This is a genomic window from Rhizobium sp. P38BS-XIX (assembly GCF_012641435.1).
GTDB lineage: Bacteria > Pseudomonadota > Alphaproteobacteria > Rhizobiales > Rhizobiaceae > Rhizobium.
In genome coordinates, this window is sequence record NZ_JABAIJ010000012.1 from 146,854 (window position 1) to 170,029 (window position 23,176).

The 23,176-nt window shown below is 57.6% G+C and carries 23 protein-coding genes and 1 riboswitch; of the genes, 9 read left to right on the forward strand and 14 right to left on the reverse strand.

Going from position 1 to position 23,176, the window contains the following annotated elements; all coding sequences use genetic code 11:
• Positions 1-5: 5 nt before the first annotated feature.
• On the reverse strand, positions 6-560 hold the full coding sequence (locus HGP17_RS28625; RefSeq protein WP_168814402.1) for a TetR/AcrR family transcriptional regulator: 555 nt from the start codon (positions 558-560) through the stop codon (positions 6-8).
• 45 nt (positions 561-605) lie between these two features.
• Here HGP17_RS28625 and HGP17_RS28630 point away from each other — a divergent pair, with 45 nt between their 5' ends.
• Complete coding sequence (locus HGP17_RS28630) at positions 606-1,130, forward strand: dihydrofolate reductase family protein (protein WP_168814404.1); 525 nt, start codon at positions 606-608, stop codon at positions 1,128-1,130.
• 56 nt (positions 1,131-1,186) lie between these two features.
• Here HGP17_RS28630 and HGP17_RS28635 read toward each other — a convergent pair whose 3' ends face one another.
• Positions 1,187-2,593: a diguanylate cyclase gene (locus HGP17_RS28635; protein ID WP_168814417.1), complete on the reverse strand. Its 1,407-nt coding sequence runs from the start codon at positions 2,591-2,593 to the stop codon at positions 1,187-1,189.
• A gap of 183 nt (positions 2,594-2,776) precedes the next feature.
• Here HGP17_RS28635 and HGP17_RS28640 point away from each other — a divergent pair, with 183 nt between their 5' ends.
• On the forward strand, positions 2,777-4,729 hold the full coding sequence (locus HGP17_RS28640) for an ABC transporter ATP-binding protein/permease (protein ID WP_168814457.1): 1,953 nt from the start codon (positions 2,777-2,779) through the stop codon (positions 4,727-4,729).
• Between the two features lie 26 nt (positions 4,730-4,755).
• Here the strand turns inward: HGP17_RS28640 and HGP17_RS28645 are convergent, their stop codons facing one another.
• The gene (locus tag HGP17_RS28645; RefSeq protein WP_168814419.1) at positions 4,756-6,396 is read right to left on the reverse strand and encodes a cache domain-containing protein; all 1,641 of its coding nucleotides are present in this window, start codon (positions 6,394-6,396) and stop codon (positions 4,756-4,758) included.
• Positions 6,397-6,580: 184 nt separating this feature from the next.
• Between HGP17_RS28645 and HGP17_RS28650 the strand changes: the two genes are divergently transcribed.
• The 4 genes from HGP17_RS28650 (at position 6,581) to HGP17_RS28665 (ending at position 10,346) form a co-directional block, all read left to right on the forward strand.
• Positions 6,581-7,426, forward strand: coding sequence for a hypothetical protein (locus tag HGP17_RS28650; protein WP_168814421.1), 846 nt, complete (start codon positions 6,581-6,583; stop codon positions 7,424-7,426).
• A gap of 85 nt (positions 7,427-7,511) precedes the next feature.
• A complete protein-coding gene (locus HGP17_RS28655) occupies positions 7,512-8,072 on the forward strand; it encodes a hypothetical protein (protein WP_168814423.1) in 561 nt (186 codons plus the stop codon).
• Positions 8,073-8,308: 236 nt separating this feature from the next.
• Positions 8,309-9,037, forward strand: a complete 729-nt coding sequence (locus tag HGP17_RS28660; RefSeq protein WP_168814425.1) for an alpha/beta hydrolase — start codon at positions 8,309-8,311, stop codon at positions 9,035-9,037.
• Positions 9,038-9,242: 205 nt separating this feature from the next.
• Positions 9,243-10,346 carry an NADH:flavin oxidoreductase/NADH oxidase gene (locus tag HGP17_RS28665; RefSeq protein ID WP_168814427.1) on the forward strand — a complete coding sequence of 368 codons (1,104 nt, stop codon included), beginning with the start codon at positions 9,243-9,245 and terminating at the stop codon, positions 10,344-10,346.
• A 131-nt stretch (positions 10,347-10,477) separates the two neighbouring features.
• Here the strand turns inward: HGP17_RS28665 and HGP17_RS28670 are convergent, their stop codons facing one another.
• From HGP17_RS28670 to HGP17_RS28685, 4 genes are all read right to left on the reverse strand, one after another.
• Positions 10,478-11,458, reverse strand: a complete 981-nt coding sequence (locus HGP17_RS28670) for an AraC family transcriptional regulator (protein ID WP_168814429.1) — start codon at positions 11,456-11,458, stop codon at positions 10,478-10,480.
• A gap of 436 nt (positions 11,459-11,894) precedes the next feature.
• On the reverse strand, positions 11,895-12,395 hold the full coding sequence (locus HGP17_RS28675; RefSeq protein ID WP_168814431.1) for a flavin reductase: 501 nt from the start codon (positions 12,393-12,395) through the stop codon (positions 11,895-11,897).
• A gap of 26 nt (positions 12,396-12,421) precedes the next feature.
• The gene (locus HGP17_RS28680; protein ID WP_168814433.1) at positions 12,422-13,450 is read right to left on the reverse strand and encodes a methionine synthase; all 1,029 of its coding nucleotides are present in this window, start codon (positions 13,448-13,450) and stop codon (positions 12,422-12,424) included.
• Between the two features lie 27 nt (positions 13,451-13,477).
• The gene (locus tag HGP17_RS28685; RefSeq protein WP_168814435.1) at positions 13,478-14,461 is read right to left on the reverse strand and encodes a DUF1852 domain-containing protein; all 984 of its coding nucleotides are present in this window, start codon (positions 14,459-14,461) and stop codon (positions 13,478-13,480) included.
• Between the two features lie 247 nt (positions 14,462-14,708).
• A riboswitch (cobalamin riboswitch) is annotated at positions 14,709-14,923 on the forward strand.
• A 116-nt stretch (positions 14,924-15,039) separates the two neighbouring features.
• Between HGP17_RS28685 and HGP17_RS28690 the strand changes: the two genes are divergently transcribed.
• Positions 15,040-15,843, forward strand: a complete 804-nt coding sequence (locus HGP17_RS28690) for an acyl-CoA thioesterase (protein WP_246704268.1) — start codon at positions 15,040-15,042, stop codon at positions 15,841-15,843.
• Positions 15,844-15,845: 2 nt separating this feature from the next.
• A complete protein-coding gene (locus HGP17_RS28695; RefSeq protein ID WP_168814438.1) occupies positions 15,846-16,733 on the forward strand; it encodes a LysR family transcriptional regulator in 888 nt (295 codons plus the stop codon).
• A gap of 137 nt (positions 16,734-16,870) precedes the next feature.
• Here HGP17_RS28695 and HGP17_RS28700 read toward each other — a convergent pair whose 3' ends face one another.
• The 5 genes from HGP17_RS28700 to HGP17_RS28720 all read right to left on the reverse strand — a co-directional run bounded on the left by HGP17_RS28700 (position 16,871) and on the right by HGP17_RS28720 (position 21,046).
• On the reverse strand, positions 16,871-17,419 hold the full coding sequence (locus tag HGP17_RS28700; protein WP_168814439.1) for a hypothetical protein: 549 nt from the start codon (positions 17,417-17,419) through the stop codon (positions 16,871-16,873).
• Between the two features lie 126 nt (positions 17,420-17,545).
• Entirely contained in the window at positions 17,546-18,475 is a 930-nt protein-coding gene (locus HGP17_RS28705; RefSeq protein WP_168814440.1) for an HlyD family secretion protein, read from the reverse strand.
• On the reverse strand, positions 18,472-18,681 hold the full coding sequence (locus HGP17_RS28710) for a DUF1656 domain-containing protein (RefSeq protein WP_168814441.1): 210 nt from the start codon (positions 18,679-18,681) through the stop codon (positions 18,472-18,474). The genes HGP17_RS28705 and HGP17_RS28710 overlap by 4 nt, the downstream gene beginning before the upstream one ends.
• On the reverse strand, positions 18,678-20,723 hold the full coding sequence (locus tag HGP17_RS28715) for an FUSC family protein (RefSeq protein ID WP_168814442.1): 2,046 nt from the start codon (positions 20,721-20,723) through the stop codon (positions 18,678-18,680). Before HGP17_RS28715 ends, HGP17_RS28710 begins: the two co-directional genes overlap by 4 nt.
• Entirely contained in the window at positions 20,720-21,046 is a 327-nt protein-coding gene (locus HGP17_RS28720; protein WP_168814112.1) for a hypothetical protein, read from the reverse strand. The genes HGP17_RS28715 and HGP17_RS28720 overlap by 4 nt, the downstream gene beginning before the upstream one ends.
• 74 nt (positions 21,047-21,120) lie before the next feature.
• Between HGP17_RS28720 and HGP17_RS28725 the strand changes: the two genes are divergently transcribed.
• On the forward strand, positions 21,121-21,927 hold the full coding sequence (locus HGP17_RS28725) for a helix-turn-helix transcriptional regulator (protein WP_205926172.1): 807 nt from the start codon (positions 21,121-21,123) through the stop codon (positions 21,925-21,927).
• Between the two features lie 166 nt (positions 21,928-22,093).
• Here HGP17_RS28725 and HGP17_RS28730 read toward each other — a convergent pair whose 3' ends face one another.
• Positions 22,094-22,795 (reverse strand): helix-turn-helix domain-containing protein, encoded by a 702-nt coding sequence (locus tag HGP17_RS28730; RefSeq protein ID WP_348649002.1) that lies wholly within the window; start codon positions 22,793-22,795, stop codon positions 22,094-22,096.
• A partial coding sequence (locus HGP17_RS28735; RefSeq protein ID WP_168814445.1) for an autotransporter outer membrane beta-barrel domain-containing protein occupies positions 22,705-23,176 on the reverse strand: 472 nt, incomplete at its 5' end. The genes HGP17_RS28730 and HGP17_RS28735, both read right to left, overlap by 91 nt.

Consider the following 23,176-nt stretch of genomic DNA (forward strand, 5'->3'; position numbering starts at 1 on the left):
CAAGATCACAGACGATCGACCCACTCTTGCAAACTTTGCCGAATTGCCTCTTCGGCGGGAGCATCACGCGTAAACGCCCACCAAGTGTGCGCTCCCTGCCAAAGGGCAGCCATCTGCCAGCCAAGCTGATGGGCTTGCCGGGGATCTTGCGAAAGGCGACGCCCCAGCGCTGCTGCCAGGCTCCGACCCCAGGCAGCACCGCGAGAACGCAGTTTTGGATTGCGAATATCCTCTCTTAGAAGCAGGAGGCCGTCCGTTGCATGAAGTTCGGCGGCGTCCGGCGGCATCAGTCGCATCAATAGCTCTATCGCACCCGCCGGCGTGACGGTTTCCTCCGCATCGGCGGCATCCGTCTCGGCCTGCAATTGATCCCATGCGCGCAGCAGGATCGCCTCGACAAGAGCTTCGCGATTGCCATAGCGCTGCACCAGCGTCGCTGACGACAGCCCACAGGCTTTCGCGCTCAGGGCAAAAGTCAGCCCTTCGGGACCGGTTTTCATTATCACGCCCAAAAGCGTGTCGAGCACCTGCTCGTCGGAAATCGTCTTGTGTCTCGGCATGACTGAATATAAACGTACGTTTATTTATATTGCAAGAGGACAGACATGGCGAAAATCGTCGGATACATTGCAGCAAGCCTGGACGGACTTATCGTCGATGGAGACGATACGTTGGACTGGCTGTTCAAATATGATGACATGGATCTTGGAGAACACGACTATCGCACCTTCACCAAAGGCATTCGAACCATCGTCATGGGACGCGCGACCTATGATTTCATTGCCGCGGATCCATCGCCTTGGTCCTATGAACATCAACGCGTCATCGTCGTCACGTCGCGGCCGCTCGACACCCCCAAGGGGCCGTTGGAAGTTCGCAGCAATCTCGACGATCTCATCGCGGAACTGCGCTCTCTCGACGATGGCGACGTTTGGATGCTAGGCGGGGGCCAGCTGCAAATGGCCTTCATCGAGCGAAATGCTCTGGATGAGATCGAGATCTATGTCATCCCGGAAATCCTCGGGGCGGGCCAACCGCTCTTTCCCTTGACTGGACATCGCGCGAGCCCGACCCTAATCAGCGCCAAGGCGATGGATAAGGGTTGCGTGCGGCTGCATTATCGAATGTGAGGCCACCGACTTTCAGCTGAACGAGGCTCGACGCGAGCATGAAGCCCGGCAGTGATCTAACCCACCACGCGAACCGGTTCTTGCTCGTAGCTCACCACTTGGCCACGGCCTCTTGCCTTTGCCTCGTAAAGAGCCTCATCCGCCCGGCGAAGTGCCGCGTCGCAGCTATCGCAAGCGCCGGCCGCAACCTGGATCAGCCCGCAGGATGCGCCGACGACCGCTTCCGACCCATCTAGCAGATAGGGTTTCGACAAGGCGGAAGAAAGCTGGCGGCAACGCCATTCGGCTTCCCCGGCAGGCATCAGAGGCATCAAGACGGCAAACTCGTCACCGCCCAAGCGGAAGACCACATCATTGTGACGGCACCATTTTTGAAGGCGGGCAGCCACTTGCCTCAGCAACTCATCCCCGGCGGCATGACCATGCTTGTCATTGACACCCTTGAAGCCATCGAGGTCGAGACAGGCCACGGCCATGTCTCCGGCAGCCGAAAGCCTGAGGAATTCCGAGGCGATCAGCGATCTGTTTGCAAGTCCGGTCAGGAAATCATGCGTGGCAGCATGACGCATCTGTTGTTCGGACGACATCAAGGATGCCATTGCCTGTCTCGACAGCCGAACCGAGAAAAGGCCGCCGGCAATCAGGACAAAGGTGACTGCTGCGATCAACGGCAGCGATTGATGAAGAAGGTCTTTGGCGGGTGTCGGGGGGCGCCAGGACAGAACCTGCTTTTCGCCAGCGGCACCCGTGGCGATTTCCACCCGTGCACGATCGGACGAAACCGTCGCTAGCGGCCCGAAGGTCGCATCATCCAGAAGGAACCTGTTTCCCAGAAACTCCTGCAGGCTACCGGCAATCGGAACGGCGGAAACGAGCACCGGAGCGTGGTTGCCGCGCGGTGTGACGGTTTTGAAGTCCGGCTGGAAAAGGCTCGCCGTCAACAGAACGGCGTCGCTGCCGAAAACCTCGATCTTGCTGAACGCAATCGGGCTTGGAATGCCGGCCGGCTTCGGCAACGCCTCCTTCGATCGGACCTGGTCGACCAATCCGCGCGCGTCCGCGACGATGACCTCGGTGCTGCGATGAAAGAACGGGCGTTCGCGCACTTCATCGGCCATTTTCGAATAGATCAAGTGATCATCACGGTCGAGTATCGCCGCAAAGCGCGTCCGGGAAGTGCCGATCAGCGAGCTGCCGATGTTACGATCTGCCCACTCCGCATCGAAGGCATTGTCGATCTTGGCGATGGACTCATCCCAGATCGTCCATGCCGTCAAGGCAAACTCAACGTCGGAAATCCAGATAGAAATGTTGCGTTCGACCAGTGTTTCCTGCCGGGAACGGCTTTCGGCATCCAGACGGGCCACGCCGTAATAGGGGATAGCAGCCAGCCCCGCGATCAGTATCGCGGTCAGGAACATGGCTGGCCCCAGCAGCTTGAATTGATTGATACGCGTCGTCACCGAGCTCGTCCTGGTCTCTTTATCATCGAAGCCTAGCCAAGACTGATTGAGAGGTGGTTATCAGCGGTGAAATTTCGCAATGCCATTTCGTGGCTTCTAAGCGCCCGCAACGTCAATGCGCATGAGTTTATCACGCAGGAAAATGTCGTGAAACTTTTTTGCCCCAAGGCCGTTTTTGCTGATATGGCCGACGCTAAAGCTCACCCGAAATCGGTCGACGGCACCGCACCAGACGATGCCAAGACATCGCGCGCCCAAAAAGCATCGCCCCCCGAGGCTGAGCCCCCACCCGATATCGTCGAACCTGGACCGGAATTGACGCCGGAAGAAGCGGCAAAAGTGCGCAAGAGGTACTTGCTGACGCGGTTCTGGATCAGCGCGCGCGGATACTGGAGCCGCCGCGGCGATGGCTTTGCCTGGCCATGCACCATCGGATTGCTTGCCTTGATAGGCCTCAACGTCTGCGTCCAATACGGTATCAATCTCTGGAATCGCTGGATCTTCGACGCCATCGAGCAACGGGAAGCCCACACCGTTTACATCCTGAGCGCCGTATTCCTGCCGCTCGTACTCGCCAGCGTCGCTCTCGTGACCGGACAGGTTTATGTGCGCATGATGATCCAGAGACGGTGGCGATCCTGGCTCACCAACGCGCTCATCGCCCGCTGGCTGGCAAACGGCCGATACTATCAGCTGAACCTGATCGGCGGCGACGATCACAAAAATCCTGAGGCACGCCTATCCGAAGACATGCGGATCGCGACCGAATCTCCGGTCGATTTCCTGGCCGGCGTGATCTCCGCATTCCTGTCGGCTTCGACCTTTATTGTCGTTCTATGGACGATCGGCGGCGCGCTGACGTTCCAGATTGCCGGTTCGACCATCACGATTCCCGGCTTTCTCGTCGTAACGGCGGTCCTTTACGCCGTCATCACCTCCACGTCGATGACGATCATCGGCCGCCATTTCGTCGAGGTCTCCGAGGTCAAGAACCAGGTGGAAGCCGAATTTCGCTACACGCTGACTCATATTCGCGAAAACGGCGAAAGCATCGCGCTGCTGGGCGGGGAGGAGGAAGAAAGAAGCGATCTTCAGAGGACCTTCGGCAATGTCTTGAAGCAATGGGCCTTGCTTGCGCATCAATATATGCGCACGACATTGATCTCCCAGGGCTCCATGTTGATTGCCCCCGTCGTGCCTGTCTTGCTTTGCGCACCGAAATTTCTCGAGGGCAGCATGACGCTCGGCGAGGTGATGCAGGCCGCCTCCGCTTTTGCCATTGTTCAAACTGCTTTCGGATGGCTGGTCGACAATTACCCACGTCTTGCCGACTGGAATGCCTTCGCACACCGCGTCGCCTCGCTCATGGTCTCTCTCGACGGACTTGAGCGCGCCGAGAAGAGCGACTCCCTCGGCCGCATCAAGCATGGCGAAACAGACGGTGATGCGATGCTGTGTCTGAACGATCTGTCCGTTACGCTCAATGATGGCAAGTCGGTGGTCAAGGAAACGGAAGTCAAGATCGAGCCGGGCGAACGAGTTCTCGTTGCCGGCGAATCCGGTTCAGGAAAAAGCACGCTCATTCGAGCGATTTCCGGTCTTTGGCCATGGGGTCACGGCAGCGTCGACTTGCGACCCGATAGCCGATTGTTCATGTTGCCGCAGAGACCTTACATTCCAGCCGGCACCCTGCGCCGCGCCGTCGCCTATCCCCGCGCGGCCGACGACTGGTCGCTGGATGAGATCAAGGCGGCAGTCGACAAGGTTGGGCTTGGCTATCTGAACGAAAAGATCGAAGAAGAGGCGCCATGGGACCAGACGCTTTCCGGCGGCGAAAAACAACGGCTCGCCTTTGCGCGTCTTCTTCTGCACGATCCCGACATCATCGTCCTGGACGAAGCGACGTCGGCTCTCGACGAGAAAAGCCAGGACAAGATGATGGAGATGGTGATCCAGGAACTGCCGAAAGTCACGATCATCAGCGTTGCACACCGGGCCGAACTGGAAGCCTTCCATAGCCGCAAGATTACCCTGGAGCGGCACGAAGGGGGAGCGAAGCTCGTGAGCGACATCGACCTCGTTCATCACAAGAAAAAACACAACCTGCTTTTACGGCTCCTGGACGACCGGCGATAATCGGTGGTTTGACCCAGCACTGACAATTATGCCGAATGCGCCGGTAGAGCGAACTCCAGTTCGAACAGAATGCCGTCCGGCTCAAAAGCAGTGCGGCTTCGCGCTTGCGCGACACCCGGAAACGCGCGTTCGATCAGGACACTTCCAAAGCCTTTGCGCGAAGGCGCCGAGACGGGAGGGCCACCGCCTTCCTTCCAGCTCAGGAATACGCGGTTGCTCTCGAACCTCCATTCGATGGCAACCGTGCCGTGCTCGCTCGAGAGGCTGCCATATTTGATGGCGTTTGTCGCGAGTTCATGGATTACCAGAGACAATGGAAGGGTGAGATCGGGCGTCAGCATGACCTCGGGGCCGGTGAGTTTGACACGATCGTCACCGGAAGAATGCGCCCGCATCGCCACTGCAACAGTCTCGTCGAGAGGCGATGCGACCCCCTCGCCCGAGAGGATGAGATCATAGGTGCGTGAAAGGCTTGCAAGCCTCTCTGAAAAGGATTTGTAGCGCTCCGGATCGGATCGCATGAACGTGCGCTGGGCCATGGCCTGCACAAGGGCGAATCCGTTCTTCACACGATGGGCAAGCTCATGGACCAAAAGAGAGCGTTCCTCTTCCGCACGCTCGCTTTCGAACCGCCGACGCTCCAGTTCGTCGAGAAGGCTGTCAAGCGTCGCACCGACCGCGTGAAGCTCGCCATCGCCCGTCAATTTGGTCCGGATGTCGGTGTCACCAGCTCGCCATCTCTCCATAACCTCCGCAATGCGCGAGATGGGCGCAAGCAGAAAGCGGTCACCGATGAATATCGAAAGGGCGAGGGATATGAGCGCGCCGACGGCAATCGCAATCGTGTTGGTCCACGTCGTTCGGTTGATCGGAGCGAAGGCGTCGGAGGTCGACAAGCCTGCACTCACATAGAGCGGGCTGACAGGCAGGGCGATCGGCCTGTAACCGAGAATGCGGTCCGTACCGTCCTGACTTTTGACTTCGATGATTCCTGGCGCGTCCGCATGGACCAGTGGCTGAAATTCATCCGGGATCACGGTGCCGACAAATCGATCCGGCGAGGGCACGCGCGCAACGATGGTGCCATCACCATCGGCAAGCGTGACAGTGTTTCCCGGAGCGACACCGCGCTCGACGATGCGGTTCTGAAGCCAGTCAAGACGGATGCCGCTGACGACGACGACGCTGACTTTCCCGTCTTCGAGAGCCGGCATTGCAAGCGGAAGAACGGCGCTATCGGAAACCCGGCTCTTCGTGTGCTCGCCGACGACGAAGCCTCTCGTTTCGATTGCTTTGCGGAAATAGGGCCTATCGGCGAAGCTTGTGCTGGCGGGAATGGCCACGCTGCCGCAAATCGGCCTGCCATCCGGCGACAGGATGAAAATCGTCTTGATGTTCGGGACATTGGCGGCGAGCGATTTCAACGCTTCATTGCAGACGGGGATATCGAGATGGCGGACCGAAGGCATCGAAGTGACGGCGATAAGGAGCGAACGCAACCCTTCGACGATGCGCTCGACCTCGGAAGAGGCCTGCCGCGCGGCCTGCGCTGCTTCGGCGCGCACCTCATCGCCACGCTGCTGACGCATCGCATACTCATTATACCCAAGCATGGCAACGACAGGGGCGAGCGCTGCAACAGCGACCGCCACGAGCTTCAGTCTCATCGGATTCCCTCTTTCGGCGAATGGGTATCACGCGAAATGCCGCATGGCCATCCTCAGCCTTGGAACCTGACACGGCAGATCCATATAATGACCGGCGTCTGGAATTTCCTGACCAACGAGGCGGAACGGAATCCGTCATGACCGCGCCAGCGGAAAGCTACGGCTGAGAGGAACGCGTCATTTGATGACCATCGCACGTTGTTCGATCGGGTCGGCCCTCATGCACAAGCGAACGATATTCACATCCCTTTTCGGAATCGTTGTCGTGGCCGTTGGTCCGACTGCCTTTGCTGGCGATACGGCAACCGGGCTGCCGCTTTGTGCCGATCTCAATGAGATGGCGATGAAGGATGCCGATCTGAAAGCCGCCGAACTTGCCGCCTTCGGCAAATCACCGCAATTCCTGCCGCAAACCGGCGCAATCGAGAATTCACCGTTGTGTGAAGCCTTCTCCGGATTTGTTCATTTGGATCATAGCGATGTCTTAGTGACCACCCATTACAAAGCGGGCGCTGCTGCCATTGGCGCAACAGAATCCCTTTCAGCCTATGTACTGCGCAAAGCAGGGACAGCCTACGAGCGCAATGCCGTTTATCGTGACTTCGGCGCCAGTAAACCGGCCCCAGGTGGCACGGTCGTCATAGACGCAGAGCGCATCGGTAACCGCGATGTATTGACCGTCAGCGGTGGCATGGAAAATCAGGAGCTTACCTTCAGTTCTCTATCACTTTATGATGTCAACAACCGTGGCATTGTCTCGCTCGGCACAGTGCCAACCAACTGGGATAATGTGCAAGCGACGGATGACGACAAGCAGCAGATCTTTATCATTGGCATGATCGACAAGGATCAGCCGTCGCCCGATGAACTCCGGATGACCTATCGCCAGACCGCATGGGATCGGACCGAGGAGACCCATGCTGTGTGGCGTTCGGTGAACGGAAACTATGGGCTCATCTCGGGTTCGATCCCGAAGGAAATGGCGGCGAATTTCGATACCGCCGGGGCTTCGACGACCGACAAACCCTGACCTAAGTCATGGCCTTGCTTCCATGATCGCCGCCAGCAGGCTGCGCGATTTGTGAAAGCAAACGAAATTGCTTCTGAAGGTGAACATGCACTACTTGTTTGCAGACATCCATCGCCTGATGTCCGGTGTTCCCTTCACGGTGTTGGCAAAACCGAAATCAGCCCTGCACTTTCTGATGAGCCGAGTGGAGGCCGGTGATGAACTCAGCCACTTCCTGGCTGAATATCCGCGGCTGCGATGCGAACCCCTCGATTTTCACTACGTCTGTCAACAAAGCCTTTCCGTGCTCACAAACGATTTGATGGCCGACCTGCTCCAGTATCATGCAGGACACGGAATTTTCTGGGCTGCTTTTCTGGGGGCGTTATCAGGCGATAGCTCCTACCTTGCTCCCGTACTTGCCGCCCGAGCGACTGACCCTCATTACCAATGGGTGGTTGATTTGGCTGTCGCGATTTTGACGTCGACAAACGAGAATGCGTCCTTTCCTCATCGCAAGCCGATCATACGCCTCCGAGAGCAATTGCAGCCCTTGCCGCTTCTGGAAGTGAGATTAAGACGAGCACCATCGCAAGCAGAGCACGCGGCCGCAGCAGCCCATGTTCGCTCCGCTTATCAGAGCCGTCTCAACACACAAAACCCCTGAAGGACCAGGCACCCCGTGATCTTCCAAGCCCCCCGATCCTGCGATAATGGCGTCCGTTGGTCTGGCTACGGTCGTATAGACCCATTTGCTGCAACGCCCGTTCAGCTTGCGGCGACCATGGTCCCAAACTTACCCGCTTGTTGAGCCTCAACCGCCCTGTTTGGTTAAGTGCGCGCCCCATTCTGCAAAGTCCTGCGATTTTGCTCTGCTTTATTCTGGCTTCCGAAACGTAAATCATGGTGCGTATTATGACGACTTTCCTGTTTGTACCGGGCGCTTTTCATGGTGGATGGTGTTTTGATCTCATTCGCCCGAAACTGGAAGAAAGCGGTCATATGGTGCTGACGCCGACATTGTCGGGAGTTGGCGAAAAAGCCCATCTTGCGGCGCAAGCCAGCATCAATCTCGATACGCACATTCTCGACATCGTGAATTTCATCACCTGGAACGATCTCTCGGACGTCGTGCTCTGCGCTCATTCTTATGGCGCTTTCGTCTCTACCGGCGTTGCCGACAACATTCCGGAGCGCATCGCTTCTCTGGTCTATATCGACGCCATTATTCCGCAAGACGGCGACACACTCTTCGGATTGCTTCCAAATCTTGTGGCACCGTTTCTACAATTGAGCGCTAGTCTTGGCGGCCTTCTCGTTGCCCCACCGCCGGCTGCAGTTTTCGGCGTCGTTCTGGAATATCGGGACTGGGTCGATTCGAAACTCACGCCGCACCCGATCGCCTGCTTTACCCAAAAGATCAACCTCAGTGGCCGCTATCGAGACGTGGCCCGCCGCCTCATGGTCTACAGCGCAAAAGATATCGGCCTGCCAAGCGCCATACCAGCCCAGTATGAAGCGCTCCGCACCGCTGATGGATGCGAGGTCCATTCTCTGGATGGCGGGCATGATTTGATGATCGACGCTGCCGATGAGCTGGCGGACATCATGCTGCAATTTGTCGACGGCTAGGTTAATTCCAGGAAAGCGTGTCGCAGCCTTCCGACCGCAACTGCCAGAAAACAGAGAGATGGAGCAGTTCGGAGCTTTGGTGAAAAACTGAGCCGCTTCAGCACCCCCCTCCCGGGCGCTGCCACAGCGCGGGACGGCCCGTCTGTCCGCAGGGTCGCTTGCCCGGACCATCACACAGCCGAATGATTTCGAAAGGGTTCGCCCTATGCCAAACACACTCTTCTCGCCGTTGACACTCGGCCCCAATACCTTCAGCAACCGGATCGCCATTGCGCCAATGGCCCAGTATAGCGCCGTCGATGGCGCTGCCGGCGATTGGCATCTCATGCATTGGGGCAGTTTGGTGACCGGCGGCGCCGGTCTGGTCGTGATCGAAGCAACGGGCGTCGAGGCTAACGGCCGTCCGACGCTCGGCGACGTCGGAATCTACAACGACATGACCGAAAGCGCGTTGCGGCAGGTCATTTCTGCAGTTCGAGGTTTCGGCGCAGCGAAGCTCGGAATTCAACTCATTCACGGAGGGCGAAAGGGCTCCACCCGTGTCCACTGGGACGGAGGCGGCGAACTCTTGCCCAGTGAAGGCGGCTGGCAAACGATGGCGCCTTCCGCGATCCCCTACCGAGATGGCTGGCAAGTGCCCCGCGAGATGGACATCGCCGATATCGAACGGGTGAAAAAGGCGTTTGTGGACGCTGCGCTAAGATCCAGCCGTGTCGGCTTTGACGTTATCGAGCTGCAGGCTGCGCATGGTTACCTGCTGCATCAATTCCTTTCGCCAATATCAAACAAGCGCACGGATCGATATGGCGGCCCTTTGGAAAATCGGATGCGATTTGCGCTGGAGGTTTTCGACGCGGTTTCCAAAAGCTGCCCTGCGAGCGTCACCTTGGGCGTACGGCTTACCGGTTCCGATTGGATCGATGGCGGCATAACGACCGAAGAGGCGATTATCTTCGCAGCAAGGCTGAAAGACCTCGGGTGTCACTACGTCGATGTCAGCAGCGGTGCGCTCGACCCGCAACGACAAAAGATTTCGGTTGGTCGCGATTATCAGGTCGGGTTTGCGGAGGCCGTAAAACATGGGGCCGGTATCCCGGTAAGAGCCGTCGGCCTGATAACATCACCGACCCAGGCTAACGACATCATCGTAAGCGAAAAGGCCGACCAGATCGCAATCGCTCGCGCTGCGCTCGTCAACCCGCGCTGGGTTTGGCAAGCGGCGCAGCAAATGGGCCAAAAGATCGAATATCCGAAGCCTTACGATCGCGCCGCTCCCGGCGTCTGGCCCGGCTGGGGCTATGACTACTAACCCAACCAGTCGATAGCAGGGGTTCAATCACATTGATCGCCTTATCGAGGAGATGGTTTTCCGTGCAACAGCGCGGAACCCTGCGATTTGCCGTCAGCATTTATGCATTATCTCGGTCGGGACAACCTCCATCAGCCGGAGCCCGACTGCTTGCGCCATTGGCTCGCAGAACATCCGTAAGTTTCCTGAAACCAGCGGCTGAATGCGCTCAGGCTCTGAAAACCGAGCGCGTCCGCCAGTTCGGCAAGCGAGTAATTCGGGCGGTCGATCGCAGCCCGTGTTATTTCCAGCCGGACCGCCTGGACAACGGACGAGAAGTTCTCTCCTTCGTTGGCGAGCCGGCGATTGAGCGTGCGCCGGTCTATGCCAAAATGTGTCGCAATCGCCTCGGCGGAACAGCGTCCGTCTTCCAGCATCTGCTTGACGACAAATCTGACGCGCGTCGCAAAGCTATTGGCGGGCGATCTCAAGATCGGTTCAAGGTGCTGCAAGGCGAGTTTTCGCAAGAACGGCTGCGATGTGACGAGCGGCTTTGCCAGAATGGATCGAGGAATGACCATCCCGGAGAGCACCTGATTGTAACTGACCGGGCAGCCGAAAAAGCGCGGCGCAATGCTCGTTCCGCTAGAGGCCTTCGAATGCGAGAAGGACACCAGTTCGGGATGAAAGTCTTCGCCTGTCAACCAGCGGATCTGTATCGTGACGCCGACGACGCAATATTGTGTGCCTTGGATCGATTGCTCCCGCGTCCGGCCAACCACCTCCATCACGATAAACGGGCTCTCGAAGCGCTTGTCGAGCTGGATAAAGGTTCCGTCGGCATGAAGGCTCAGATGCGAGCTATAGAGCTGGATCGCAGCTTCGACAGTTTCCGCCTCTCGCATTAACAGAGTAACCTGCCCGTAGTCCGGGACGCCCCTTGCAATTGCCGCTCGCATCCCGAAATCCTGGTATCCGCTGACGGCAGCAGACTGAGCGAGAAGCTCGAGCCACGTGTCGAACGAAATCATCTTGTCCGGTTCGTCAAGCACGTTGTGGCTCAGGCCAACCCTCGACAACATCTCCAACGGATCGAGCCCCACCGACGATGCAGCCTCCGCGTAACCGCGCACGGTAGCGCTTCTAATCAGTCTTTTCTCATGGCGCGTCATTGCAAGTCGCCGAAATTTGCAAGTCCCGTTCAGTCAAGTATCCCAAATGATCAAGCAACGAATGGCGAAGATCAAGGTGAAATCTCGATTAGCAGACGGATCCGCTTTTTCTTGTGGCCGAGAAGGTCCTCAGGCGGCGGTCAAACGTCACAAGCACATGCCGATGAAGCCGGAGACGGATCGATAACTCCAAGTGGCAGCTGCGCGCCACAAGCGGTCATACGCTCCTCGCAAACGGTGAGGCGTTCGAAGACTTGTCCATTCACGACAAGCAAGCGATGCGGCACAGAGAAGTCTTCGTGCTTTGTGCTGGGCCAATCGGTGAGCGGACGGACAACAGCAGATTTTTGGGCAAGCAGGGCGCAGTTCTGACGATGGAGTTATTCTTCCTATCAGACTAGCCGTTGAGGTAGCGACGCATGCAATAGAGTAGCGTCGCCTGTTCCTTGTTTTCACGAATGTCGATCACACGTCCGAAGAAGATGCGGTGCGTCGCCTCGTCAACGGCATTGGTGAGCTCGCATTCGAAGCTGACCGAGGCATCGGTGAGGACTGGCGCGCCTGTAAGGCCTTCACTCCAATCGCCAAATGTAAATCGGTCCTCCGCCGGCGTCTTTCCACCGAAGATGTTCGAGATGTCTTCATGGCCCGGCATCAGCGTGTTGACGCAGAAGTGCCGGGCGTTCTCAAAAGCATGAAAACACGAACTCGCACGATTGATCGAGACGAGAAGCGTTGCCGGCGTGTCGCTAACGCTGCAGACCGCCGATGCCGTGAAGCCATAACGCGTGCCGCCGTACCTGGTCGTGACGACGCTGACCGCAGAGCCGAGGCGCGACATGCCGTTGCGAAACGTGGCTTTGTCCACAATGTCGAAGCGGTGATCTACCATAGTCATGTCGGCCTCCTGCTATTTGGCCAGCTTTAGGCCGTGAGTTCTTTTCGCACGATCTCCGCGCCTGCAGCCAAAGCGTTCAGCTTCCCTCTCGCTACTCGGCGAGAAAGAGGTGCCATGCCGCAATTGGTGCAGGGGCAAAGTTTGTCGGCATCGACAAATTGAAGTGCCTTTCTGAGAGTAGCGGCCACTTCCTCTGGCGTCTCGATGGTATCGCTTGCCACGTCGATGGCTCCGACCATCACTTTCTTGCCCCTCACGAGTTCGATGAGATCCATCGGGACGTGCGAGTTGTGGCATTCAAGCGAGATCATGCCGATGCTGGATTTCTGCAGCTTGGGCAGCGTTTCCTCGTATTGACGCCATTCCGACCCCAGGGTCTTTTTCCAATCCGTATTGGCCTTGATGCCGTAACCATAGCAGATATGGACGGCTGTCTCGCATTTGAGGCCCTCGATTGCTTTTTCGAGGGTCGCAACTCCCCAGTCATTCACGTCATCAAAGAAGACGTTGAAAGCGGGTTCGTCGAACTGAATGATATCGACACCGGCAGCCTCCAGTTCCCTCGCTTCCTCATTGAGGATCTTGGCAAATTCCCAGGCCAGCTTTTCACGGCTCTTATAGTGGCTGTCAAAGAGCGTATCGATCATCGTCATCGGACCCGGCAGAGCCCATTTGATGGGCTGCCTGGTCTGCTGACGCAGGAATTTGGCGTCTTCGACAAAAACCGCCTTTTTGCGAGACACGGCGCCGACGACCGTTGGAACGCTCGCATCATAGCGATCGCGGATTCTGACGGTCTCGCGTTTCTCAAAATCAACCCCGTCGAGGTGCTCGATGAACGTCGTAACGAAATGTTGGCGCGTCTGCTCGCCATCGCTGACAATATCGATACCGGCCTGCCGCTGATCGTCCAAGGACAAACGCAAGGCGTCCTGTTTGCCCTGGATCAGTTCCTCATCCTGCAATTTCCAGGGCGACCAGAGTTTCTCAGGCTCTGCAAGCCACGAGGGTTTTGGCAAGCTGCCGGCGGTTGACGTGGGCAACAGTGTTTTCATGATAGGCAACCTTGTATTTCTGGTTCGTCAGCGAACGTGATTGGAAGACCATTGCTCGAGAATGGTCTTGTACGGTTTGATGAAGTGCTCCTCGGCAAACCGTCCCTGCTCAACCGCCAGCCGGCTACGCTCTTCGCGATCGTAGACAATTCGGGTCAGGGAATAATCCTGATGCTTCAGGCTTGGCTGGTAGCAGGCGCCTGCAGCGGAATTGGCGTTGTAGATCTCGGGCCGATAGATTTTCTGGAAAGTCTCCATCGTGCTGATGGTGCTGATGAGCTCCAGATTGGTATAATCATCGAGGAGGTCGCCGAGAAAATAGAAGGCGAAAGGCGCAACGCTATTCGGCGGCATGAAAAAGCGAACCTGCAGGCCCATTTTCTGGAAATAATGATCCGTCGAGGACAATTCGTCCTGTTCGTATTCAATGCCCAGGACAGGATGCTGATTTCCGGTTCGACGATATGTTTTGCTGCTGGAGGCACTCAGGCATATGACGGGCGCCTTATGGAAATTTGCCCTGTAGGCATCCGAGTTCAGGAAACATTTGAACAGGTTTCCATGCAGCTCGCCGAAATTTGCCGGCGTTCCAAATGCGAGGCGGTCCTTGTTGTACTCCGGCAGCACGACGCTGAAGTCGTAATCTCTGACGTATGAGGAGAAATTGTTCCCAACAATTCCTTCAATGCGCTCGTTGGTTTTTCGGTCAACGATGTTCGTCTTCAATATTTCAATCAGAGGGAAAGCATCATTGTTGCCTTTGGCATCAATGTTCATCTCGACGGAGATAATATCGAGCTCGACGGAATAGCGATCCCCTTTCGGGTTGTCCCAATGCGCCAAAGCATTGAAGCGATTGTCGATCATCCGCAGAGCGTTGCGCAGATTCTCCTGACGGCTCTCACCTCTGGCCAAATTGGCAAAGTTGGTGGTGATACGCGTATTGTCTGACGGGTGATAATCCTCGTCGAAGGAAAGGCTCTTAATGGAAAACGTAAATTCGTTATTCATGGTGATCCGGGGCGCTAATTTCCGAGCTGAAACCTGCATGTCTTGCTCACTTGCCTGATTGTATTTTTCGGTTTCCTCAGTCGGAAACCTGCATACTGTCTGCAGGTAACGGAGGTGCTTGCTAAGTAGCTGAAGCAGCGATCGGCTAAAAATGGTATTATCTCATTGAAGCATGAGTGACGTTCATGATTGGACATGATCGGTTACATTCCCGCGTCGGACGTCTTGACCCATTCGGCGACATGCGACATTGGTTCGTCATCGTGGTTCTACGGTGCGTGAATGCGCCGGAGCTAAGAGGGAATTCGGTGAGGGCGATGATCACAGCCTGAAGCCGGAGCTGCCCCCGCAACTGTAAGCGGCGAGCGCAAGTCCATTCATGTCACTGAGGCGCGCCTCGGGAAGACGGACGGAAGCAACGACCCGCAAGCCAGGAGACCTGCCGCGATAGATAACGTCCACGGGCGGGGTGTCCCGGAGTGCCGCTTTTGCGATCGGCAGTCCCGTGCCGTCGTCTCTGCGTCATGCCATTGCCCTTCCGCAACCTGAAGGCAGTGCCGATGGCAGAGACCGCGACAATGGAAAAGCCTGTAACCAGTCTTATCGATATCGTCTTTCCCGGAGATACAAACCACCACGGCACCCTCTTCGGGGGCACCGGCCTTGCGCTCATGGATCGCGTTGCCTTCATCGCAGCGACCCGCTTCGGGCGGGCGCCTTTCGTTACCGCCTCATGTGAGCGCATTGATTTCCGGCAGCCGGCTCGCATCGGCCATATTGTCGAGTTCACGGCCAGGCCCGTCAAGGCCGGCCGCCGCTCCCTGAAGGTAGAGGTCGAAATGGTGGCGGAAACCATTGTCGGTCGTCAGCGGCACATCTGTACCCGCGGCATCTTCCATATGGTCGCCACGCCTGAGGGCGCGAACGCCGCGAGCTATGCTTTGCCAGCACTCGTTCCAGCGGAAATCCCGGAAACCACGGACACCGTCGCGATGGTCGACATCGTGTTTCCGGATCAGGCAAACAGTGTCGGACGGATGTTCGGGGGTGAGGCGATCGCCTACATGACCAAAGCGGCATTCGTTGCGGCGACGCGCTACTCGGGCAAGCTTGTGGTTCTGGCTTCGTCTGAGCGCATCGACTTCGCTAGAGCGATAGAGATTGGCGAAATCGTTGAGGCAGAGGCGCGCGTCGAGCGGGTCGGCAACAGCTCGATGTCCATCGAGACGAAACTTTGGTCCGAGAACCTGCTGACGGGCGAGCGACATATTACGGCGACAGGTCACTTCACCATGGTCGCCGTCGACATGGACCACCGGCCGGTTCCCGTCCGCGATAGCTCGCCTATAGAGGTGGCGCACCGAAATCATGGGCGGGCATAGACATGCTGGACAGGCAACATCTATCGATCCTGCATGAAGTCGACCGGTTGGGCAGCCTGACGGCTGCGGCTGAGCGACTGAACGTTTCTCAATCCGCTCTCAGCCACACGATCCGGAAGCTTGAAGAACGCTATGGCGTACCGATGTGGGAGAAGGACGGTCGCAACCTTCGTCTCACTGAGGCCGGTCGCTACATTGTAACGGTGGCGCAGCGTGTTCTGCCCCAAATCGAGAGGGCTGAGGACGTCCTGTCGGATTATCGCCACGGCCAAAGGGGCTCGCTCAAGATTGGCATGGAATGCCATCCATGCCACCAGTGGCTGATGGGTGTCACAAAGCCATATCTCGTGGAATGGCCGGATGTGGGGCTGGAACTGACGACATCATTTGCCTTCGGCGGGGTGGCGGCTCTTACGGGGTACGAAATCGATATCCTGATAACACCGGACCCGATCGAGGCGCCCGGTATCCACTATGTTCCGGTGTTCGATTATGAGCTGGTGCTTGCCGTGCCGGTCGATCATCCGTTGGCGCCGAAAAGCCATGCAGAACCTGTGGATCTACTGAATGAGACACTGTTCACCTATCCGGTGCCGCCGGAGCGATTGGATGTGTTCACGCAATTTCTGGTGCCCGCCAACTGCCGGCCGCGCCATCACCGCAATGTCGAGACGACGGAAATGATGCTTCAGCTCGTGGCGGCGGGGCGCGGAGTCAGCGCTATTCCCGACTGGCTTGTGCGTCGGGAGGCGGCAGCGCTGGGTGTCCGTCCCATCCGCATCGGTCAGAACGGCATCCGCAAAAGCATCCATCTCGGCCTAAGAGATGGTGACGACGCGATCGATTTTATCGCAGGGTTTCTCGCTACGTCATGCAGGATATCAGCCTGACGCGGCGCGATACCGATTGCGAGATATGGTTGATTAAGCCCCGCCAAAAGTAGCTCTCGTGGCTGAAGGCTGCCATGACCAAACGCGCCAGATGCGGTCATTTGCAGCCGTCAATCGACCAGCTTTTCGCGGCAAACCTAGCTGGCGCTTGCAGCATCACCTTTGCGATAGATACACCGGACCTCTAACGTCCTCCAACGTTGCAGGACTTTCTCTTCGAATCGCGCGTCGTCAAAGATGATGCCCGGATCAGCATCCACAAAAATATCATCCTTGGATGCAACAGCATCCGGAAAGCGTGATGATCGGAAGCTGAGGTCAACGCGCCCATGAAGTGCAAAACCATAGAGCAGATGTTGAAAGGAGAACATTGCAACGCAGTAGTTGTCGAATGTCTCGTATTCGGAAAAATCGGCCTCTGCGCATTCGTCCAAGGTCATGACTGGGTAGAAATACGGTCCCCACATGCGCGAATTTGATTTGAAGGGTTTGAGAACACCAACCTCCTCAAGCGTTCCGGCCGACCACTCCCAGCGACCCGTGAACTCATGATAAAATGCTTCTCGGAGAACATCATTTTCATCGGGGAAAGATTGGATAAAGCCGCCCTTTCGGTCGTACTCCATCTTTCGATAAACCTCGAACAGCAACTCGTACACGAGCGCTCCCATGGCGGCGTTTTTCATGCGTCAATCTCCCGGCCTCCCATCAAGACTATCGCGCAGTTCCCAAACACAAATCAAGTCCGGAGGAATAGTCCCATCACGCTCGAAAAAGCGATGATTTATCTCATCTCGCTCGGATCGCGCCGATCATGGGCGGTTTCGTTCAGGCCCCAGGTAACTTTCTTGGATCGGACGTGTATTAGCCGGTGCGCTCGTCACCGAGACGGTAGCTGTTCGGCCCGCGATCAGTTGAACCGCGTCCGGAGCATCGTCTATCGCGATCCGCACAGGAATTCTCTGCGCAAGGCGAATCCAGGCAAAGGTCGGCGTCACGCTTGCGAGGGAGCCGGCGGAATCGCTTCGTTCTCTGTCTTCAACACCTGCCGCAACACTCGCGACGTGGCCTCTGACCGACTTCGACTCGCCCATGATGTCGATCCTCACCGGGTCGTTGAGGTGGATCCTGGGCAGTTTTGTTTCTTCGAAATATCCCGCGACATAGAGGGATTCCTTCTCGACGAGCACGCCAATCGCGCTGCCGGCCGACACATAATTCCCCCTTCGGAGCGCGAAATTGGTGACCATGCCTGATGCCGGCGCCTTTACGTCTGTCCGATCGAGGTTCAACTGGGCAAGATCTCTGGCGGCAAGTGCCGATTGGTAGGCTGCATCTGCCTGATGCATTTGGCTTTCCGCCTGTTGGCGTTGCTGCAGGCTGACCGCATCTTTGGACGCCAGCCGTTGATATCTGTCGAAGTCGGTTCTTGCCAATTCCGCCGCAGCCTTTGTGCTTTCTACCTTGGCCTCCGCTTCGCGAAGCGCAAGCTCGAAGCGGTCCGTTTCAACACGAAACAGCGGTGCCCCCTTCTCCACCTCCTGGTTGTCGGATACGAAGACTTCGGCAACGGGTCCTGAAACATCGGGCGCCAGCCTTACGACATCCGCACGGATGTGCGCATCCCACGTCCATGGCGCGTCCATGTAGAAGGACCAGAGGTGCCAACCTAACAGTGCCGCGCAGCCCACCATCGAAAGTGTCACCAGAACGCGTCCGGAGAGCATGAATGCATTCGTCATCTTTGATACCATTGAATTGCGAGGGATAGTCCACCCAGTGCGATGACGTAGAGTGCGACGTTGAACAGGGAGCGATGCCAAACCAACCGATAGAAGCCGACCTTGGCGAGAACTGACGCAAAAAAGCAGAACACGACATAAGCCAATAATGCCAATGCAGAGAACGACGGCAGGAAAATGCCGTAGAGATCGAACTGCCCGCTCATGCTGCCGTCCTTCCTGTTGGCAACAGCATCGACGAAACCGGCGGATCAGCGTCAGGTGCGAGGCACAGGCGAAGCGCGGCCGCACTCACCAGCAACTCGTGCTCGGCGCGGGACAAGGCATTCCCCTGTGGGAATCCAATGAGATCGTCCAGAAACACGATAGCGGCCATCGAAGACGCCCGGCGCCCATCAGCCGCCGGATCGGAAAATCCCTGCAGGGCTTCGAAAATTGCCGCCGACTTGAGACGAACCGGTTCGGATGCGCCATCAATAAGGTCACGCATCGCCGCAAGGTGAAGTCCGATCCGCAAATTCCTTATCAAGTCCGCGTCCACCATCTCGGAGCCTGGGGAAAGCTTCGCCGCTCTGGGCGCGAACAGACCGGCGATATCGATCAGACGATGGCGCATGGCATCGGCGTCGGAATGTTTGTCGGCCGCGATAGTCGCCACCTGCTTCCTCGTTACCGAAATAAGCCTCCTGGCATTCGTTTCCGCTCCGACGGAGCGGAAAAGGCCGCAGACGACAATCGTCCAGATCATCGCAAAAATGGTTGCCACGCCTCCATTCGCAAATGCCGCAAAGTCGCTGCCTTGCTGGGCCTGGAGCGTCAGAAGCAGAGGAAAATTGATGCAGAGACCCATGCCGACAAGCGCAAGGGAGGGTATGGCGAGGCAAATGCCCGCCGGAACAAAGAACAGCGCGAGTGCCGCAACGAGCGGCACGAAATCGTCTATCATCGGCAGCACCGCAAAGGCGTAGACGAACGCGACGACCACCGTAACGAAGGTCACGCCGACAAATTTGCGCATCGCCGGCACAGGATCGTCCATCGTTGCGAGCAGGCAGCATAGGACACCGGAGACCTGAGCGAATGTCATCCCGTCTGACCACCCGGCAGCGATCCAGAAAAACGTCGATGACGACAGGCAGACCGCTACAGCCAGCGCCGAGAGCAGCGCCATGCCAAAGTCACGATGCGCTGCTGGCGTCCTGTCGACAGCAGCGCTCCGCGGAGCGGCCCGAGCAGAACGTCCCCCTTCGATGGATGCGCGAAGGGCGATGCAATCGTCCCGGACGCAAAGAATATCCCGCAGATTCCGGGCGGCATTCGCAATAAGAAGGTCTTCCCAGGACGGAAGCGTTTTCAAAGGGCCAAGCGCATCGATCTTCGCCTTCATGTCTCCTGCGTCATTCATCGAGCTAGGGCCGACCGCCGATCCGACGTTCGCCATCAGCACGAAGACGCCTTCCGAGCGTGGAGTGCCCAGCCTCAGCAGCGACTGCCGCAAATCCTCGAATTCCGCCTCTAGCGGGAGCAGCGACAGCATGCGGCGCTGCAGACGTCGCACCAGGGAGACCGCGCTTCGGTGGCGGGAGCCGTCATATTGAAGATGCATCGTCATCGACCTCAGATCCGTCGCATCCGCAGCCAGGCCGTGCCTTTCGTTGCGCCCCCGAACGTCGTCCAGCGGCCCGGACGCGGCTGACGCGAAGAGCGTGCCTGCTCTCGCCATCCATCCATCGATGCGGCGCAGGATCACCGTGCCGACGTGGACGGGAAGGACGATATGGCTGACGAGCGAGGCGCAGATGATTGCAAGGCCGATCTCCTCGACGCGCGACACGACCGTGTCAAACGTATTCGAAGGCGCGGTCACCAGTGGCAACCCCGCGAGAAGTACGGTGTAACCGGCAAGCAGGCAAACGTAGCTTCGAGGTGTGCGGTCGAGAAGACTGACGAAAGTGCACGTCGAGACCCACACAATGATCGCGGCGGAGAGCAATATCGGCTCATTTACCAGGTTCGGAATGAGGACAACCGCCGCAGCCGCGCCAATGATTGTCCCGAGGAGCCGATAGGCCGACTTCGATGCAATGGCGCCCGAGAGAGGATTGGCAACGATGTACACGGTGGCCACCGCCCAAAATGGCCGCGGAAGATCGAAGCTGATGGCAACGAAGTAAGCGAGCATCGCGGACAGAAAAGTCTTCAATGAAAACACAACGACTTGCGTTGTGACGATTGGGCGATTGCTCAAGCCTCTTCTCCCGGATGGGAATTCCGGCTTGAGCGCGGCTCCCTGGTGCTTGTGAGACCGTAGATTGCCGGTGAGACATAGCAGAAGAAGGGGGAGGCCAGGCACGCATACATGTAAGCTTCTTCCGGATCAGCGCATGAAACAGCCGGAATGCTGGTTGCCGGAGAGGTGAACGCGCGCCGCAGCCTGCGAACGAACACGCCCACGCGCCTCAGCGCGAAGGAAAGATAATCTCGATGCGGCGCGCCACCCTCTCCAACATGCATCGAGCCCATAGCCCGCGAGACCGCGGCGCGCCGAGAATCGTCCTCGTGAATTTCCATTGTCGTCTCCGAACGTCGTATTTCGTTCGAAGCCTATCGACAAAACAACCGGATGAATTTAGATATTCTGCCATATGATGACGAAATCCCACCAAATGCCAAAGTCCCTTTCCTGGGCTCTGGTCGACAATGACCTCGACAAGTCCACGGCAGCCGCGATTGCAGCGCGGATCGACGTGTCGCAGAACGGGCGAGAGGCGCCTGAGCATCGCCACCGCAAGGGCCAACTCGTCATGGCTTTGCGAGGAGGCGTCACATGCCGAGTCCCCAGCGGCTTGTGGATGGTTCCGCCACATTGCGGCGTCTGGGTTCCCGGAGGCATGACGCACAGCAATGTTGCAACTGCCAATGCCCGGCTTTTCTTTCTCTTCGTCGAGCCGGGAGCTGCCGATCTGCCCGACCGATGCTGCACCCTTTCCCTCTCTCCGCTGGTGAGGGAACTCATCATCGAGATGGCGGATCAGACTGCTGGCGCAGCCGCCGACACCGAATTGATCACCACGCTGCTGTTATCGGCCTTGTCGCGCATGCCGGTGCAGGACCTGCATCTACCTTTGACCGATGAGCCGCGTCTCGGACGGATCGCATCCGCGCTGGTTGACGACCCGTCCGATCGAGCCACGATGGGTCAATGGGCGAAACGCATGGCATTAAGCGAGAATTCGCTCGCCCGGCTCGTTCAAAAAGAAACCGGCCTGACGTTCGGCCGCTGGCGACAGCAGCTACAATTGATTTTCGCGCTCCGCAGCCTTGCCGCCGGCGCTACGGTGCAGCAGGTTTCGAGCGATCTCGGATATGAATCGGTCTCTGCATTCATCACCATGTTCAAGAAAGCGCTCGGTGCATCGCCGGCGCAATATCTCAAGAGCTTTGATCGCTAGGTTTTGATGTAGATTTTCTGGCGTGCCGTTCTTACGCCGCGCCGATCAACAGAGTCTGCAGTCTATGTCACTGGAATTGACCTGCGTAGCCGAGCTCAAAGCCTGCGTGGTTTCATGGGCGCAATTATCGAAACCTTGGTAGGCCTTTGCATCGGCTGATAGCGCATCATCGGCGTGTGCGTCTTAATTTCAACGCGACGTCGAGCTTTGCCGGGACGGAGACGTCGTCGAGACTGGCGCCAAGGATGTTTTGGATCCTTTCCAATCGGTAGCTGAGCGTATTGGCATGGATGCCCAACTCTCCTGCGGTTGCCTTTTTGTGCATTCGATTTCGAAAATAGACTTCCACCGTCTGAACGAGATCAGTTTCACCTGCCAGTTGCTCAAGTAAAGAAGTGACATACAGGCTGACGCTATCCGACACCCGCATCGACTCCTCAACGGCAATATCGGAGAACAACCGCACATATTCAGCGCGATCATGGTTGCGACCAAAATCAAGCGCGCGCCTGGCTTCCTCTGCCGATCTCGCCCAACCTCTGGCGCTGTGCCTGGACAAACCTATGCCAATTGCACGGATCCCGGACATCGCTTTTGTCAGAACGGATGCCGGGAGAGCCGCCGTCGTATCGCTCGCACTCATCAGGCGTCCGTATTCGCAAGGCAGCCATAAGAAAAGGCGGTCGCGACGCCAGCTGCTCAGCAGACTGTCTTTTGACACGCCAAAGGTTGTTGCCGCGCAGGCGCAGGTTGATCGGTCCGTCGGAGCTATCTTGGTTAGAACTTCTTTCCTGCCGCGACTTTTGCACCGACGGATTTCTGCCCGTCGCCCTCGATGTTGAAGAGGATGCTGGTGTCGAGCATCCAGAAGTTCTGGGTCTGCAGCGAGACGCCGGCGGTGACGGCGGCGAACGCGCTGGCGCCGTCCATGCCGGAATAGCCGCCCGTCAGCCCGAGCTTCGGCGTCAGCTTCGTGCCGTTCTCCATCGTGAAGGAGCGGGCGATCTCGGCCCCCAGGCTGACGCGGAACTGGTCCTCGTTGAAGCCGTCGATGGTGATGGCATCGCCGGAACTGTTCTTGACCGTGTAGTCGTCGACCTTTTCCGAGAAGTAGACCGCCCTGAGCTTCGGCGAGATCGTCGTGGCCTCGTCGAGGTTCCACTGTCCCTCGATCGAGGTGTCGGCCATCCAGCGCGTCGTCTTGAAGCCGCCGTCCCAGAACTGGGTGTTGATGGTGTTGTTCGAGCCG

Bases quoted from the DNA above. Each gene is read 5' to 3' on its own strand.
- HGP17_RS28695 (WP_168814438.1), top strand. From the start codon at position 15,846: ATGCTGGACAGGCAACATCTATCGATCCTGCATGAAGTCGACCGGTTG.
- HGP17_RS28700 (WP_168814439.1), bottom strand. From the start codon at position 17,419: ATGAAAAACGCCGCCATGGGAGCGCTCGTGTACGAGTTGCTGTTCGAG.
- HGP17_RS28690 (WP_246704268.1), top strand. From the start codon at position 15,040: ATGGAAAAGCCTGTAACCAGTCTTATCGATATCGTCTTTCCCGGAGAT.
- HGP17_RS28710 (WP_168814441.1), bottom strand. From the start codon at position 18,681: ATGAGCGGGCAGTTCGATCTCTACGGCATTTTCCTGCCGTCGTTCTCT.
- HGP17_RS28720 (WP_168814112.1), bottom strand. From the start codon at position 21,046: ATGGAAATTCACGAGGACGATTCTCGGCGCGCCGCGGTCTCGCGGGCT.
- HGP17_RS28675 (WP_168814431.1), bottom strand. From the start codon at position 12,395: ATGACTATGGTAGATCACCGCTTCGACATTGTGGACAAAGCCACGTTT.
- HGP17_RS28650 (WP_168814421.1), top strand. From the start codon at position 6,581: ATGACCATCGCACGTTGTTCGATCGGGTCGGCCCTCATGCACAAGCGA.
- HGP17_RS28645 (WP_168814419.1), bottom strand. From the start codon at position 6,396: ATGAGACTGAAGCTCGTGGCGGTCGCTGTTGCAGCGCTCGCCCCTGTC.
- HGP17_RS28655 (WP_168814423.1), top strand. From the start codon at position 7,512: ATGCACTACTTGTTTGCAGACATCCATCGCCTGATGTCCGGTGTTCCC.
- HGP17_RS28705 (WP_168814440.1), bottom strand. From the start codon at position 18,475: ATGACGAATGCATTCATGCTCTCCGGACGCGTTCTGGTGACACTTTCG.
- HGP17_RS28725 (WP_205926172.1), top strand. From the start codon at position 21,121: ATGATGACGAAATCCCACCAAATGCCAAAGTCCCTTTCCTGGGCTCTG.
- HGP17_RS28680 (WP_168814433.1), bottom strand. From the start codon at position 13,450: ATGAAAACACTGTTGCCCACGTCAACCGCCGGCAGCTTGCCAAAACCC.
- HGP17_RS28640 (WP_168814457.1), top strand. From the start codon at position 2,777: ATGGCCGACGCTAAAGCTCACCCGAAATCGGTCGACGGCACCGCACCA.
- HGP17_RS28665 (WP_168814427.1), top strand. From the start codon at position 9,243: ATGCCAAACACACTCTTCTCGCCGTTGACACTCGGCCCCAATACCTTC.
- HGP17_RS28660 (WP_168814425.1), top strand. From the start codon at position 8,309: ATGGTGCGTATTATGACGACTTTCCTGTTTGTACCGGGCGCTTTTCAT.
- HGP17_RS28630 (WP_168814404.1), top strand. From the start codon at position 606: ATGGCGAAAATCGTCGGATACATTGCAGCAAGCCTGGACGGACTTATC.
- HGP17_RS28685 (WP_168814435.1), bottom strand. From the start codon at position 14,461: ATGAATAACGAATTTACGTTTTCCATTAAGAGCCTTTCCTTCGACGAG.
- HGP17_RS28625 (WP_168814402.1), bottom strand. From the start codon at position 560: ATGCCGAGACACAAGACGATTTCCGACGAGCAGGTGCTCGACACGCTT.